The organism is Microvirga sp. 17 mud 1-3 (genome assembly GCF_003151255.1).
Taxonomy (GTDB): Bacteria; Pseudomonadota; Alphaproteobacteria; order Rhizobiales; family Beijerinckiaceae; genus Microvirga.
Genome location: NZ_CP029481.1, coordinates 1,598,389 through 1,612,991, shown reverse-complemented (window position 1 = coordinate 1,612,991; position 14,603 = coordinate 1,598,389). Strand labels below are relative to the sequence as shown.

Annotated in this window: 14 protein-coding genes; 11 read left to right on the top strand and 3 right to left on the bottom strand. The window is 66.1% G+C overall.

Annotated features, from left to right (window positions below):
• The first annotated feature begins 39 nt into the window (after positions 1-39).
• Positions 40-507, top strand: coding sequence for a transcription elongation factor GreA (gene greA, locus C4E04_RS07545; RefSeq protein ID WP_109596353.1), 468 nt, complete (start codon positions 40-42; stop codon positions 505-507).
• Between the two features lie 3 nt (positions 508-510).
• Here the strand turns inward: greA and C4E04_RS07540 are convergent, their stop codons facing one another.
• Positions 511-2,280, bottom strand: a complete 1,770-nt coding sequence (locus C4E04_RS07540) for a mechanosensitive ion channel family protein (RefSeq protein WP_109596351.1) — start codon at positions 2,278-2,280, stop codon at positions 511-513.
• Between the two features lie 393 nt (positions 2,281-2,673).
• Here C4E04_RS07540 and C4E04_RS07535 point away from each other — a divergent pair, with 393 nt between their 5' ends.
• Positions 2,674-3,138, top strand: a complete 465-nt coding sequence (locus C4E04_RS07535; protein ID WP_210204608.1) for a hypothetical protein — start codon at positions 2,674-2,676, stop codon at positions 3,136-3,138.
• Between the two features lie 12 nt (positions 3,139-3,150).
• Here the strand turns inward: C4E04_RS07535 and C4E04_RS07530 are convergent, their stop codons facing one another.
• Complete coding sequence (locus C4E04_RS07530; protein WP_109596349.1) at positions 3,151-3,432, bottom strand: hypothetical protein; 282 nt, start codon at positions 3,430-3,432, stop codon at positions 3,151-3,153.
• 359 nt (positions 3,433-3,791) lie between these two features.
• Here C4E04_RS07530 and ccoN point away from each other — a divergent pair, with 359 nt between their 5' ends.
• The 9 genes from ccoN (at position 3,792) to C4E04_RS07485 (ending at position 12,981) form a co-directional block, all read left to right on the top strand.
• Positions 3,792-5,456, top strand: coding sequence for a cytochrome-c oxidase, cbb3-type subunit I (ccoN, locus tag C4E04_RS07525; protein WP_109596347.1), 1,665 nt, complete (start codon positions 3,792-3,794; stop codon positions 5,454-5,456).
• A gap of 11 nt (positions 5,457-5,467) precedes the next feature.
• Entirely contained in the window at positions 5,468-6,202 is a 735-nt protein-coding gene (gene ccoO / locus C4E04_RS07520) for a cytochrome-c oxidase, cbb3-type subunit II (RefSeq protein WP_109596345.1), read from the top strand.
• 12 nt (positions 6,203-6,214) lie between these two features.
• Positions 6,215-6,370 (top strand): cbb3-type cytochrome c oxidase subunit 3, encoded by a 156-nt coding sequence (locus C4E04_RS07515; RefSeq protein WP_109596343.1) that lies wholly within the window; start codon positions 6,215-6,217, stop codon positions 6,368-6,370.
• 3 nt (positions 6,371-6,373) lie between these two features.
• Entirely contained in the window at positions 6,374-7,258 is an 885-nt protein-coding gene (gene ccoP, locus C4E04_RS07510) for a cytochrome-c oxidase, cbb3-type subunit III (protein WP_109596341.1), read from the top strand.
• A 224-nt stretch (positions 7,259-7,482) separates the two neighbouring features.
• Positions 7,483-8,952: a cytochrome c oxidase accessory protein CcoG gene (gene ccoG, locus C4E04_RS07505; protein ID WP_109596339.1), complete on the top strand. Its 1,470-nt coding sequence runs from the start codon at positions 7,483-7,485 to the stop codon at positions 8,950-8,952.
• 14 nt (positions 8,953-8,966) lie between these two features.
• A complete protein-coding gene (locus C4E04_RS07500) occupies positions 8,967-9,467 on the top strand; it encodes a FixH family protein (protein ID WP_109596337.1) in 501 nt (166 codons plus the stop codon).
• A gap of 10 nt (positions 9,468-9,477) precedes the next feature.
• A complete protein-coding gene (locus C4E04_RS07495) occupies positions 9,478-11,718 on the top strand; it encodes a heavy metal translocating P-type ATPase (protein WP_109600909.1) in 2,241 nt (746 codons plus the stop codon).
• Positions 11,719-11,722: 4 nt separating this feature from the next.
• Entirely contained in the window at positions 11,723-11,872 is a 150-nt protein-coding gene (ccoS, locus tag C4E04_RS07490; RefSeq protein ID WP_109596335.1) for a cbb3-type cytochrome oxidase assembly protein CcoS, read from the top strand.
• Positions 11,869-12,981 carry a hypothetical protein gene (locus C4E04_RS07485; RefSeq protein WP_109596333.1) on the top strand — a complete coding sequence of 371 codons (1,113 nt, stop codon included), beginning with the start codon at positions 11,869-11,871 and terminating at the stop codon, positions 12,979-12,981. Before ccoS ends, C4E04_RS07485 begins: the two co-directional genes overlap by 4 nt.
• Before the next feature lie 6 nt (positions 12,982-12,987).
• On the opposite strand, the gene C4E04_RS07480 is transcribed toward C4E04_RS07485, so the two are convergent.
• The gene (locus C4E04_RS07480; protein ID WP_109596331.1) at positions 12,988-14,529 is read right to left on the bottom strand and encodes an alkaline phosphatase; all 1,542 of its coding nucleotides are present in this window, start codon (positions 14,527-14,529) and stop codon (positions 12,988-12,990) included.
• Positions 14,530-14,603: the final 74 nt, after the last annotated feature.

Below are 14,603 nucleotides of genomic sequence, written 5' to 3'. Positions count from 1 at the left end.
CCTGGAATCGTTTTCCCTGAAGAGCGGAGGGTTGCTGCGATGAGCCGTGCCTTTGTGCGTGAAAGTGAAGGCGGAGAGGCCTTCGAGGATTTGCCGGACCGGCCCATCAGCCCGCACCAGAACCTGGTCACGCCCCAGGGCCTCGCGCAGATTGACGCGATGATCGAGGATTTGCGACAGCGGCTCGCGCAGGCCCAGGAGGCCGAGGACAAGGGTGAGGTGGCGCGGGTGTCCCGCGACCTGCGCTACTGGGCCCACCGCAAGTCGACCGCGGAGCCGGTGCCCGATCCGACCGACTTCTCCCAGGTCCGCTTCGGGTCCCGGGTCACTTTCGTGCGGGAGGACGGGCGGAGCCAGACCTATCGCATCGTCGGAGAGGACGAAGCGGACCCGGCAAAGGGCAGCATTTCGTATGTGTCGCCGCTGGCCCAGGCGCTCCTGGGCAAGCAGGTCGGCGACGAGATCGCCGTGGCCCAAACCGAGGCCGAGATCGTGCGGATCGAATAGGCGTCAGGAGGCCGTGGAGGCTTTCGGGCCCTCGGCCTCGCCCAGTTCCTTGAGCGGATAGACATTGGAATCGTCGGCGGCCGGCTCGATCTCTTTCATGGCCATGAGCCTGTCGCGCAGCATCAGGTCGAGATCCTGCTGGATCTTCAGGAAATCGTCCCAGCGGGATGTCATGATGAGGGCCTGGATCTCGGCCTTCGGCTTCTCTTCGTGCACCTCGCGCAGCCGGACCTGGATCGATGTCGGCTCGATCCGCGGATGCTCCGCCACGGTCGCGGCGATCACCTCCACCTCCTGGCGGATGGCCGCGCTGCCGGTGGCCTGCAGGCCGACGGTCCTGACATAGGGCATCCGGTCCCGGTTGGTCAGGTTGATGATGTTCATGTTCACGAAGGTAGCGTTGGGGATCGTGATCAGGGATCGGTCGAGCCCCCGGATGCGGGTGGAGCGGATGCCGATCTCCTGCACGCGCCCTTCGAGAGAGCCGAAGCGACACAGGTCCCCGACCCGCACGGGCCTGTCGGCATAGAGGATCAGGCCGCCGATGAAATTCTCGAGCGTCGGCTTCGCGGCCAGCGCCACCGCAAGGCCGCCGACACCGAGACCCGCCAGGAGGCCGGCGAGCGGAATCCCCAGATAGGAAGCGCCATAGATCAGGAGGACGATGCTCACGACGATGCCGCCGATCCGCACGGCCGCCCGCGCCAGATGCGCGTCGATGCTCTCCGAGCGGGAGAATGTGAGGTGGTTCGCCAAGCCGTTGGAGAATTTCATCACCGCCACGACGACGGCCGCATAGGCAATGCCCTGCCCGATCTGCCCCACGATGTCATTGACGCGCCCGGTGAGGTTGATCTCGTAATCGGCGAGCGTGACGATCGCGATGCTGGCCACGGCGATTGCCCCGGGCGTCAGGACGGTCGCCAGCAGGGACATGAAGCCCGCATGGTCATGGCTCGATGTCGCCCTTCTGGCCAGACGTCGCACCATGAGAACCGCCCAGGCAGACAAGCCGATCAGCAGGCACAGGCCGATCCATTGCCAGATGGCCTGCCCGGCGATTTCGTGCCGGAAGGTGGGCGGCAACTTCTCGATCAGCGTGAACCATTTCGGCGGGAGAAGCTGGCCGGGTGACTGGCTGAAGAAATCGTAGAAGTCCGAGGTGGCGCCGCTGATGTCCGGCTGATCACGAATGACTCGGTAGACATCGTCCAACTGGTCCACGGTTTCGCTGGAGAAAAGATACTCGCCTGCATGCGGGCCTTCCGTCATGCGGACGATCCGGATCTCGGTGCCGGGAATGCGCCAGCTTGGGATCGGGCCCTTGGCGATGGCCTCGCTGCCTGGAATGGCCGCAGTGTCCGGCAGCGGCAGGCGGTCGAGGACCTCCTTCAGGAGCAGGGTCGCTTCCAGCCGCCGGTGGTCAAGCTCGACGGGCGGCACGTTCCGCAGGTCGAGGGCCCTGGACGCACGCCCCAGGAGCGCCTCAGCTTCCTTGACCTTGTCCTTGACGCTCCGGCTCCAGAACAGGCCCGGCTCGGCAGCATTCTCCCGATAGGCATCCATGAGGAGGGAGGTCGCTCGGCGAGCGTTGTTCCGGAAATCCTCGAGCGTGTCGCGCGGGCTGGACGTCTCGGGGGGCGCGAGCAGACTGAGGCTGCCGAGCGCCGCCGGGGTCGCTAGGAACTGTAGCGCCACGAAGGTGATCACGAGCAGCGCGCAGACCAAAGGGATAGCCGCTTCCTGCCCGTGCCGTCCTCTGGAGATGTTCATTCGTGGTCTATCCTGAATCTGTCCGCGGGCCCCACACCTCGGACCGGAGGAATCCGCCGCATCATAGTCATCCGTATGTCCGCCTTCCACCCGGGACCGCAGATCGCTCGGGAGCCGGGAATACGATCCTGGCACTTGGCGAATTGTCGACCTTTACATCAATAAAATCCAATTCCTCGGAAAAACAGCAAGACGCACTGCCGCAGCCGTGAAATCCAACAAAGCTTTCCTATTTACGATCCGGACCACTTGCCTCAGAATAAAAACCCCCTTTTGCCAAAAGCAGGAGTCTCGCCCGAAGGACCGGACCCTACCCTCCTCCCACCTCGCACAATTCCCATGGCCCCCGAGAGCGCCATCGGCGATCCCGTCGGCCCGGACAGGATACGCGCCATGAATGATGAAGAGGTCGAAATCGTCGCCGCCGAACTCGCCAAGGTGGGTGGGGTAGCCTGGTATCCTGGTCGAGAGAGCGGCTCAGTCCTGAGAGTCGTGACCGAACGCTACCGTGATCGCGCCAGGGCCGCCATCGCGGCTCTCGACCGTCACCGGGCCCGCCAGAGCAACGCGATCCAGCCCGAAGGGCCGGGCCACGAACTGCAATCCTCCGACCGAGCGACCTTTCAACCGACGGGCCAGATGCGCAAGGGCGCAACCGTGATCTACCGCCCCCCGGGCGACCGGCGGGCCTACCCCTGCACGGTCGAGAGAATCTCGGAGGACTTCGTTTATCTCGTGCCTCAGGCCATGAATCCGATCGGCTGGGTCCCGACATCGGAGATCTGGAACAATCCCAATTTCCTGAGCGACCTCAAAAGCGAAGAAGAGGCGATCGGCACTGAGACGCGACAGACCTGACCCGACGCGCGGTCAGCGCTTCTTCTGGGCGGCGTTCTTGTCGGCCTTGATCGTGTTCTCGACCTTGTCGAGCTTGTCCTCGATCTTGTCGAGCTTCGCCAGGATCTGGAACAGAAGGTCCGGAACGACGCGGGAATATTCCACATTCTCCCGGGAGGCCTTGGCGGTCGCCTGAGCGGCCTCGATCAGTTCGCGGATCTCCGCACGGGTCACGGGGCCCGTATCGGCGGATTGGGCGGCTGCAGGGGCGACGAGGCCCAGCATGAGCAATGCGGCAAGGGTGGGGCGGCGCATGACCGTTCTCCTGGAATGTGTTCTATCTGTCCCCAGCAATCCTGCCGCAAGGTAAAGTTTCTCCTAAAAGGAACACACCCCACACGGGAAAATTTGCGGCCTGGCTGCGACAACGGGGCGCAACGGCCCCGCTTGCTGCCGGAAAAGGGCGCGGCAGCGCACCTAAAATGGCTTACCCGCTAGGCCCGCGGACCAAGCCGGATCGACCGCCAGATCACATTGCGACCGCGAACCGCGGACCCGGGGACCGGGGCAAGCGAGCCATTGATTCAGATCAATGTGCCTTGCCGCCCCGGCCCCTAAGGGGTGAGCCAGAAGGCGAAGCTGCGTGCTCGCCTCCCTTCACAACGGTCGAGGCCATGGCTCATACGGCAACATCACCCAAGGGAATGACCTTCGGCGAGGCAGGCACCGCGCTTGCTCTCGCGGCTCTGTCACTCCTGAGCATCATCATCGCGGCGAAAGCCCATACGCCCGAATACGCCTTCCACGCGTATCTCTTCGCCGCAGCGGCGGGCGCCGCCGTCTTCAAGATCGTCGACCGTTATTACGACCGGCCGGCCGAACTCCCGCCGCTGACGATCGACGGCAGGCCCAACTACAATATGGGCCCGGTGAAGTTCGCCACCATCGCGAGCGTCTTCTGGGGCGTTGCAGGCTTCACGATCGGCCTCCTGATCGCGCTGCAGCTGGCTTTCCCGTCGCTCAACTTCGACACCTCCTGGCTCTCCTTCGGGCGGATGCGTCCCCTGCACACGTCGGCCGTGATCTTTGCGTTCGGCGGCAACGTGCTGATCGGCTCCTCGTTCTACGTGGTGCAGCGCACCTGCCGTGCGCGGCTTGCAGGCGACATCGCTCCCTGGTTCGTGGTGCTGGGCTACAACTTCTTCATCGTCATCGCCGGCACCGGCTACCTGCTCGGGATCACCCAGAGCAAGGAATACGCCGAGCCCGAGTGGTATGCAGACCTGTTCCTGACCGTCGTGTGGGTGGCCTATTTCCTGGTCTTCCTCGGCACCATCCTGCGCCGCAAGGAGCCCCATATCTATGTGGCGAACTGGTTCTACATCGCGTTCATCCTGACCATCGCGGTCCTGCATCTCGGCAACAATGCCGCCATTCCGGTCTCGCTCTTCTCGCCCAAGAGCTACATCGTGTGGTCGGGCGTCCAGGACGCGATGGTGCAGTGGTGGTACGGCCACAACGCGGTCGGCTTCTTCCTCACGGCCGGCTTCCTGGCCATCATGTACTACTTCATCCCGAAGCGGGCAGAGCGGCCGGTCTATTCCTACCGCCTGTCGATCATCCACTTCTGGGCCCTGATCTTCATCTACATCTGGGCCGGCCCGCACCATCTCCACTACACGGCCCTGCCCGACTGGGCGCAGACCCTCGGCATGGTGTTCTCGATCATGCTCTGGATGCCCTCCTGGGGCGGCATGATCAACGGCCTCATGACCCTCTCGGGCGCCTGGGACAAGCTGCGCACCGATCCGGTCCTGCGCATGATGGTGGTGTCGGTCGCCTTCTACGGCATGTCGACCTTCGAGGGTCCGCTGATGTCCGTGAAGGCCGTCAACTCCCTGTCGCACTACACCGACTGGACCATCGGGCACGTGCATTCCGGCGCGCTCGGCTGGGTCGCCTACATCTCCTTCGGGGCGATCTACTGCCTCGTGCCGTGGCTCTGGAACAAGGAACGCCTCTATTCCATGAAGGCCGTCTCCTGGCACTTCTGGATCTCGACCCTCGGCATCGTGCTGTACATCTCGTCCATGTGGGTCGCCGGCATCCTGCAGGGCCTCATGTGGCGCGCCTACACCAATCTCGGCTTCCTTGAATACTCGTTCATCGAAGTCGTGGAGGCGATGCACCCCTTCTATGTCATCCGTGCGCTCGGCGGTGCCCTCTTCGTGGCCGGCAGCCTGATCATGGCGTGGAACGTCTGGAAGACCATCACGGTCGGCCAGGCGGCCACGGAAGCGCCGCAAGCCCTGCAGCCGTCGCTGGTTGCTGCAGAGTAAAGGAACCGATCATGTCCGTTTGGGCCCGTCATAAGATCTTCGAGACGAACTCGATCATCCTCGTCATCGGCGTGCTGATCGTCATTTCCATCGGCGGTCTCGTCGAGATCGTGCCGCTCTTCTACCTCAAGAGCACCATCGAGAAGGTGGAGGGCGTCCGGCCCTACACCCCTCTCGAGCTCGCCGGCCGCAACATCTACGTCCGCGAGGGCTGCTACAACTGCCACAGCCAGATGGTCCGTCCCCTCCGGGACGAGGTGGAGCGCTACGGCCATTACTCGCTCGCGGCCGAGAGCATGTACGACCGTCCCTTCCAGTGGGGGTCGAAGCGCACCGGTCCCGACCTCGCGCGCGTCGGCAACAAATACTCGGACGAGTGGCATCGCGACCACCTGCTCGACCCGCGCGCAGTGGTGCCCGGCTCGATCATGCCCGCCTATCCCTGGCTCGCCAAGACCGAGCTCGACACCGCCAACATCGCGCAGGACATGCGCGTCCAGGCGCAGCTCGGCGTGCCCTACACGCCCGAGATGATCGAGAAGGCCGAGGGCGACGTCCGCACGCAGGCGACCACGGATGCGCCGAATGGCGACGATCTCGTCAAGCGCTACCCGGGCGCGCAGGTGCGCAATTTCGGCGGCAACCCGCAGAAGATCACCGAAGCCGACGCGCTCATCGCCTATCTGCAGATGCTCGGCACGCAGGTCGACTTCAAGCTCTACGACAACAAGGCCAACGTGCGCTGAGGACCAGGACCCATGCCCGCGACCTACAAATTCCTCGCAGAATTCGCTCAGACCTGGGGGCTCGCCTACTTCATCGCTGTCTTCGTGGCAGTGCTGGTCTATGCCCTCGCCCCCTCGCGGAAGGACCGCTTCGACGCGGCCGCCCGCATCCCTCTCCGGGAGGATTGATCCATGTCCCAAGAGACACACGGACCCGTCGATTCCGTCACGGGCGTGACGACGACCGGGCATAGCTGGGACGAGATCCAGGAGCTCAACAACCCGCTCCCACGCTGGTGGCTGTGGACCTTCTATGCCAGCATCATCTGGGCCGCGGCCTATTGCGTCGCCTATCCGGCATGGCCGCTCGTCTCGTCCTACACCAAGGGCGTGCTCAGCTGGCACTCGCGTGAGGCAATCGAGACCGATCTCGCCGATCTCAAGAGCCTACGGGCCGGAATGACCGCGAAGCTGGCCGAGACGCCGCTGGAGCAGGTCGGTCAGGATGCGGAGCTCTTCACCTTTGCGCGCGCCCAGGGCAAGGCTGCCTTCGGTGACAATTGCGCACCCTGCCACGGCGCAGGCGGCGCAGGCGCAAAGGGCTATCCGAACCTGAACGACGACGACTGGCTCTGGGGCGGCAATCTCGCGCAGATCGAACAGACGATCCGCCACGGCGCCCGCTCCACGAGCGACCAGGGCCATCAGGGCTCCATGCCGGCCTTCGGACGCGAAGGCATGCTCAAGCGCCAGGAAATCTCGCAGGTCGCGGATTTCGTGCGCTCCCTGTCGGGCCTGCCCGTTGATCAGGGCGCGGATCTGGCTGCCGGCGCGAAGATCTTCGCCGACAACTGCGCGGCCTGCCACGGCGACAAGGGCCAGGGCAACCAGGATCTCGGGGCGCCGAATCTCTCCGACCAGATCTGGCTCTTCGGTTCGAGCAAGACCGCCATCATGGAGGGTCTGCACAACGGCCGCGGAGGCGTGATGCCCGCCTGGCAGGGACGTCTCGACGACACGACCATCAAGGCCCTGACTCTCTACGTCCACTCCCTCGGAGGCGGTCGGGCGGAATAAAGAATCGCCGGAAAGACGAGTGCCTCTCCATCTAACGATGCGGGACGGCAACCGTCGGGCGGCCCGCATCCCGGGGGAAGCGGGCCGTCCTCCCTGGCGCACTTCGTCGCAGAGGGCCGGCACAGGCGTGCCGGCCCCTTCGTCTTGACCGAAATCAAAGCGTCGCCCGGAGCGGCGGCCTATGAAGCCGCGACTTTGCGTGATGAGCATTTGCGACGGATTCCATGGCTGACTCTCCCCTTGCCGGACACCTGCCCTCCAAGACGGTCGATGAGGCCGACGAGCAGCCGCTCTATGTCTCGCGCAAGAAGATCTATCCGCAGGCCGTCAAGGGCCGGTTCCGCACCATCAAATGGGCGGTGCTCTTCGTTGCGCTCGGGATCTATTACTTCCTGCCCTTCGTCCGCTGGGATCGCGGCCCGCATGCGCCGAACCAAGCCATCCTGGTCGACCTGGCCAACAGCCGGTTCTATTTCTTCTTCATCGAGATCTGGCCGCAGGAAGTCTATTACATCACGGGCCTGCTGATCCTGGCCGCCCTGGTGCTCTTCCTGATGAATGCGGTCGCCGGCCGGATCTGGTGCGGCTATCTCTGCCCCCAGACGGTCTGGACCGACCTCTTCTACGCGGTCGAGCGGCTGATCGAGGGCGACCGCCGGGAGCGGACGAGGCGCACCAAGGAGAAAGCGACCCTCGAGATCTTCACACTGAAGCTCCTCAAGCACTCCATCTGGCTCCTCATCGCTTGGTGGACCGGAGGCGCCTGGGTTCTCTACTTCGCCGACGCCCCTACCCTCGTCGGACAATTGCTGACCTTCCAGGCGCCGCCGATCGCCTATATCTGGATCGGCATCCTCACCTTCACGACCTACACGCTCGCCGGCTTCATGCGGGAACAGGTCTGCACCTATATGTGCCCCTGGCCCCGGATCCAGGCCGCGCTCACGGACGAATACGCGCTCAACGTGACCTACCGCTACGACCGCGGCGAGCCGCGCGGCTCCATGAAGAAGAACGACGCCTTGAAGAAGCAGGGCGCTCCAGCGGGTGATTGCATCGATTGCAACCAGTGCGTCGCCGTATGCCCCACCGGCATCGACATCCGGGACGGGCTTCAGCTCGATTGCATCCAGTGCGGGCTGTGCATCGATGCCTGCAACACCGTGATGGCGAAGATCGGCCGTCCGGAGAACCTCATCGCCTACGACACCGAGATGAACGTCCAGGCCAGGATCGAGGGACGCCCGGAGGTCCGCCGCGTCGTCCGCCCTCGGACGCTCCTCTATGCCGGCCTCATCGCGCTGGTCGGCGCGATCATGGTCGCGGCACTTGCCACGCGCCACACGACGGATCTGAGCGTCATGCACGATCGGAACCCCGTCTTCGTGCGCCTGTCGGACGGTGCCATCCGCAACGGATTCACGATCCGGGTCTCGAACAAGAACCTGGAAGAGCGCCGCTATGCCCTGGGCGTGGACGGCCTGCAGGACGCCCGTCTCGACATCGTCGGCGGTCAGCTGGATCCGCAGGGTCGGCCGATGGTCGTCGTCGGGCCGGACCAGACCCTGGAGGCCCGCGTCCTCGTGACCGCCGGCGATGCGAAGCATCCTTCGTCCACGGCCCTTCGCTTCACCCTGACCGACATCGCGAGCGGCGAGACCGCCTACGCGAACGACCACTTCATGGCGCCCTGAGGAGCACCGTTCCCATGCCCACGCCCCTTGCCACCTCCCGCTCGCCCCGTCCGCTCACCGGGCGAATGGTGCTGTTTTACCTCCTTGCCTTCTTCTCGGTTGTCTTCGCCGTGAACATCGTCATGGCGCGCATCGCGGTGTCGAGCTTCAGCGGTGTCGAGACCGAGAGCGCCTACAAGGCCGGGCTGACTTTCAAGAACGACGTTGCGGCCGCTCACGCGCAGGATGCCCGCCATTGGGCCGTCGAGGCCACCTTGCAGCGGGGCGGCGCGGCAACGCGGATCGTGATCGGCGCCCGCGACGCCGAGAGCCGCGCGATTGCCGGGCTCGTTCCCGAAATTCGCCTCGCCCATCCGACAGATCGCCGCCGCGATGTTATGCTTGAGGCTGTCGAAGTAGCGCCGGGCCAATTCGAATGCGAGACGCCTCTGCACCAGGGGCAATGGGACCTTGTGATCAGCCTCAAGCGGGCCGAGGATACGGTCTTCCGGTCCAAGAGCCGCATCGCCCTCTGAAGGAATGGCCATGGCCGAGACCCTCGACCTTTCCGTCTATGTGAAGCGCCAGGATGACGGCACGGCCCATCTCGACCTCGCGGTCGAAGGGATCGACTGCGCCGCCTGCATCGGCGAGATCGAGGGTGGGCTTTCCGATCTGCCGGGGCTTCTCTCGGCACGCCTCAACTACACGACCCATCGGCTCGCCCTGCAATGGCGAGGCGATCTCAATCCCGCACAGGTGGTGGAAGAATTGCGCCGGCTCGGCTACCGGACCCACCCGTTCCGGGCTCGGGCTGTCGAGGAGGAGGAGGCGCGGCGCGCGCAATGGCTTCTCAAATGTCTCGCGGTCGCGGGCTTCGCGTCCATGAACATCATGCTGCTCGCGGTCTCCGTCTGGTCCGGCAACGTCACGGACATTTCGCCGGAAACGCGCGATTTCTTCCACTGGCTCGCGGCGCTCATCTCCCTGCCGGCCGTCGCCTATGCGGGGCAGCCCTTCTTCCGCAGCGCCATCGGCGCACTGAAGAAGGGACGCACCAACATGGACGTGCCGATTACCATCGGCATTATGCTGGCACTCGTCATGTCGGTGATCGAGACGATCAACCATGCGGAGAACACCTATTTCGACTCCGTGGTGATGCTCCTCTTCTTCCTCCTCTGCGGGCGCTATCTCGACCAGGCCATGCGCCGCAGGACGCGGGCGGTGGCCGGCAACCTCGCGTCCCTCAGGGCCGAGGTCGCCCATCGCCTCGACGGCGCGGGCGACGCAACCCTCGTGCCCGTGGCGGCACTCGCGCCGGGCGACCGGGTCCTCGTGCGTCCCGGTGAGCGCATCCCGGTCGACGGGATCGTTTTGTCCGGCACCTCCGAGGTTGATGAGAGCCTGGTGACGGGTGAAACCACCCTGCGCGCCCTTGACGACGGCGATGCAGTCTATGCCGGCAGCCTCAACCATGCGGGAGCGCTGACCCTGCGCGTCACGGCTGCCGGTCAGGGAACCCTGCTCGACGAGGTCGAGCGCCTGCTCGAGAACGCCTCGGCCGCGAAATCGCGCTACCGGCAGCTCGCGGACCGGGTTGCGCGGGCCTATGCGCCCGTGGTGCACGGCGCCGCCGCGCTCACGGCCACCGTCTGGATCGCTACCGGCGCCTCCGTGCACGATGCGGTCATTACGGCCGTCGCGGTGCTCATCATCACCTGCCCCTGTGCCCTCGCCCTCGCGATCCCGGTGGTGCAGGTGGTCGCGTCGGGCGCCCTGTTCAGATCGAATGTCCTGCTCAATTCCGGCGACGCCCTGGAGCGCCTCGCGGCCATCGACACGGTCGTCTTCGACAAGACCGGCACCCTGACCCTTCCGGAGATGCGGGTCGCCAATACGGGCGCGATCCGTCCGGAACTTCTGGAGACCGCAGCTCGCCTCGCCCTGTCGAGCCACCATCCCCTCGCGGGGGCGGCAGCGCGGGAGGCCAGAGATCCCCGCCCCTTCGAGGGCGCCGTCGAGGAGCCGGGCCGGGGCGTCCGGGCCGTCGTGAACGGAGCAGAGATCCGCCTCGGCAGCCCGACCTTCTGCGGCGCAGAGGATCTCGCAGCCGCCATGGCAGAGACAGACCCACAGGCCTCCCTGATCGCGTTTTCGCGCGGCCGGGAGCGCGCGGTGCTTCTCGTCCGCCAGGCCCTGCGGCCGGACGCGGCGCGCGTCGTCGGAGCCCTGCAGGCCCTCGGCCTCGACTGCCGCATCCTCTCGGGCGACCGGCCGGAAGCCGTCGCTCCCGTCGCGGAGGCGCTCGGCATCGAGACCTGGCACGGCGGCGCCAAGCCGGCAGACAAGATCACCGAACTGGAGCACCTGAAGGCGCAAGGCCGCCATATCCTCATGGTCGGGGACGGGCTCAACGATGCCCCTGCCCTGGCGGCCGCGCACATCTCGATCTCGCCGATCACGGCCGCGGACCTGACTCAGGCTCAGGCGGATGCGGTCTTCCTCGGCGACCGGCTGGCGCCGGTCCTGGACGCCGTGCGGATCTCGCGCCGGGCCCATGCCCTCATGCGCCAGAACCTCATGATTGCCCTCGTGTATAATCTGTTTGCGGTGCCGCTCGCATTCCTCGGCTACGTCACGCCCCTCGTGGCCGCCCTCGCCATGTCGGGCTCCTCCAGCCTCGTGACGCTGAATGCCCTCCGGGCCCGCGGCGGAGGCACTGCGCCGAAAACCGATCCGTCCCGCCAAGCGGCCCCGGCCGCCCCGGCCCTTCAGGGAGCCTGATCCTATGGGTGTTCTTCTCTTCCTCATCCCGACGGCCCTAGCGCTTGGCCTGTGCGGCCTCGGCGCCTTTCTGTGGTCGCTCCGGAACGGCCAGTACGATGACGTTCAGGGCGCGGCCCTGCGCGTCCTGAGCGACGACGATGTGAAACCATGACCTTGTCGGCCGGCCTCCCACGCGCGGGCCAGCTCGACTGCGCCTGCACCCTGGCATCCGGCGACGGCGAGGTCGACCGGCGCGGGACGGTGCTGCTCGCCGCAGCCTTCGCCCTCTCGGTCCTGTCGCAGGTCCTGATCCTCGGCATCCTGCCGCTGGCAGGCCTCTCCCTGGCGCCGAGCCGCGCCGGGGCGGCCCTGCCCTATGCGGCCTTCTATGCCGGGGCCGCAATCGCGGGACTGCCCGCCTCGCTCCTTCTCGATGCGATCGGGCGCCGGGCTGCCTTCTCGCTCGGAGCGAGCCTCGGCATCGCGGGCGGGCTGGTGCTCGTCTGGGCTCTGACCCAATGGCATTTCGGCGCCCTGATCCTCGGCGCGTTCTGGCTCGGGGTCGCGGGCGGTTTCAGCCTGTTCTACCGCCACGCGGCCGCCGGCCTCGGCGGCGGGAGCCCGCGGGCACTCCTTCTGGTTTTCGGAGCTGCGACCCTCGCGGGGTTCGCGGCTCCCGGCATCGCGGATTATGCCGAGGCGCTCGCCACCCCGCGCGTCTTCGTCGGCATGGGTGCCGCCGCAGCCCTGGCCCATGTGGGTTCTCTTACGGCGACCGCCGCCCTGCCATACCGGCCGCAGCATTCGATCCTCGCGGCCGAGGGCCCGAGAAAGCCCTGGCGGGAAATCCTCCTGCCGACATCGATTGGTGCTGCGGCCTGGTTCCTGATGACGGCCCTCATGGGCGCGACGCCCATCGCCATGGTGGGATGCGGATTGACCAGCGCCGTGTCGGGCGTCGTGGCCTGGCATGTGGTGGCTATGTATGCACCGTCCCTCGCGCTCGCCGGAATGCCGGCGGCAATCCGCCCCTCATGGATCGTCTGCGGAGGAGGCCTCGCGCTCACGGCCGGAGCGCTGGTCTTCGCGGTCTCGTCCAGCGCCGCCCAATTCTCGCTCTCGGCTGCCCTCGTGGGAATCGGCTGGTCGCTTGCGACCCTCGGCACGACCTTGTGGGTCCACCGGGACCGGGAACCCTCGCGCTGGGCGCTCGGCCTTCATGACGCATGCCTGCTGGCCGCAGCCCTGCTCGGCGCCCTCGCGACCGGCATCATAGCGTAAGGAACCTCAGGCCTCCTGCACGCCCGGCCGGCCGTCGAGGCATACGAAGGACGCGATGCGGGAGACCGGGGAGTTGCGCTCCTTGATGTCGGCCACGGCCTCGAAGTTCACTTCGCAGTGCGTCTCCGTCAGGGACACTGTCGCAAAGCCCCTCCTGTCGCCGCGCGCATAGCGGATATGCGGGTTCTTGGCCCGGACGGTTGCGATCCCCTTCGCGCTCGGCCCTTCGGAGGTGATCGAGGTGCCGCAGAATTCGGTGGCCAGCACCTCGGCCTTCTCGTCGTGGAAATCGCGCTTGAGATCCGCCGCGAAGAAGGCATGCACGTCGCCGCCGATCACCACGGGGTTGGGCGTACGGTGCGCCGCGATGCCGTCGAGGAGCCGCCGCCGGCCGGCCGCATAGCCGTCCCAGCCATCCATCCAGTAGCCGTGGCCATCGCCGGGATCGAGGTCGCGCTCCGCCATCAGGGTCTGCTGCGCCACGATGGTCCAGCGACCCTTTGCGTCGGCAAGCGCCTGGTCGAGCCACGCCTCCTGCACGGCGCCCAGCATGGTGCGGTCCTCCCGCAGGCGATCTGGACAGTCGACCCGCGGGGACGCGCTGCGCCCGGGCAGGCATGCATGGGGAGAGCGGTACTGACGGTCGTCGAGGAGGATCAGGTTCGCCATCTGGCCGAATTCGTAGAGGTCATAGATGACGGCCTCCGGCCCCCTCGGTCGCGCCTTGGGCGGCAGGGGCATGTGCTCGTAATAAGCCTGGTAGGCCGCTGCGCGGACTTTCAGGAACTGGTCCCGGTCGCCCATGGCCGAGGAGCGGTCATTCGCATAATCGTTGGCGACCTCATGGTCGTCCCAGATCGAAAGCCAGGGAAACGCCGCATGCGCGGCCTGGAGATCGGGATCGAGCTTGTAAAGCGCATAGCGTTCGCGGAACTCGGGTAAAGTGGTCGGAATGCCGCTCATGTGCTTGCGCACATGCTGTGATCCCCACGACGTTTCATAGATGTAGTCGCCGAGATGGACGACGAGGTCGAGATCCCGGCGCGCCATGTCCGCATAGGCAGCGTAGAAGCCCTGCTCATATTGCTGGCAGGACGCATAGGCGAAACGCAAACCGCCTGCAGCGCCGGGCGCTGCGGCGGTGCGCGTGCGGCCGACCGGGCTTACGGCCCGCCCGACGCGAAACCGATACCAGTACCAGCGCGCGGGCCGGAGTCCCGGGACCGTGACATGGACCGCATGCGCCGATGCGGGCTCGGCCATAACGCGGCCCTTGCGGACGATGCGGCGAAACCCCTCGTCTTCGGCCATCTGCCAGTCGACCGCGACCGGTGTCTCCGGCATTCCGCCGCCCTCAAGGGGCTTCGGCGCGAGACGTGTCCAGATGACGACACTGTCCGGACGCGGCGCGCCGGACGCCACTCCAAGCGTGAATGGATCGTCGGGCAGGCGCGGTGCAGCCTGGAGGATGCTGAACGGGCGCAGGGACAAGCTCCCGCCCAGGGATGCCAGGAGGAAGTGCCGCCTCGGCAGGGACAGATCGCGCATTCTCGGCTCGTGGATGGGAGCGGCCCGTAGGGGCGGCCGGTCGGACGAAGGTCCACAAGGCTAGTCCTCGTTCC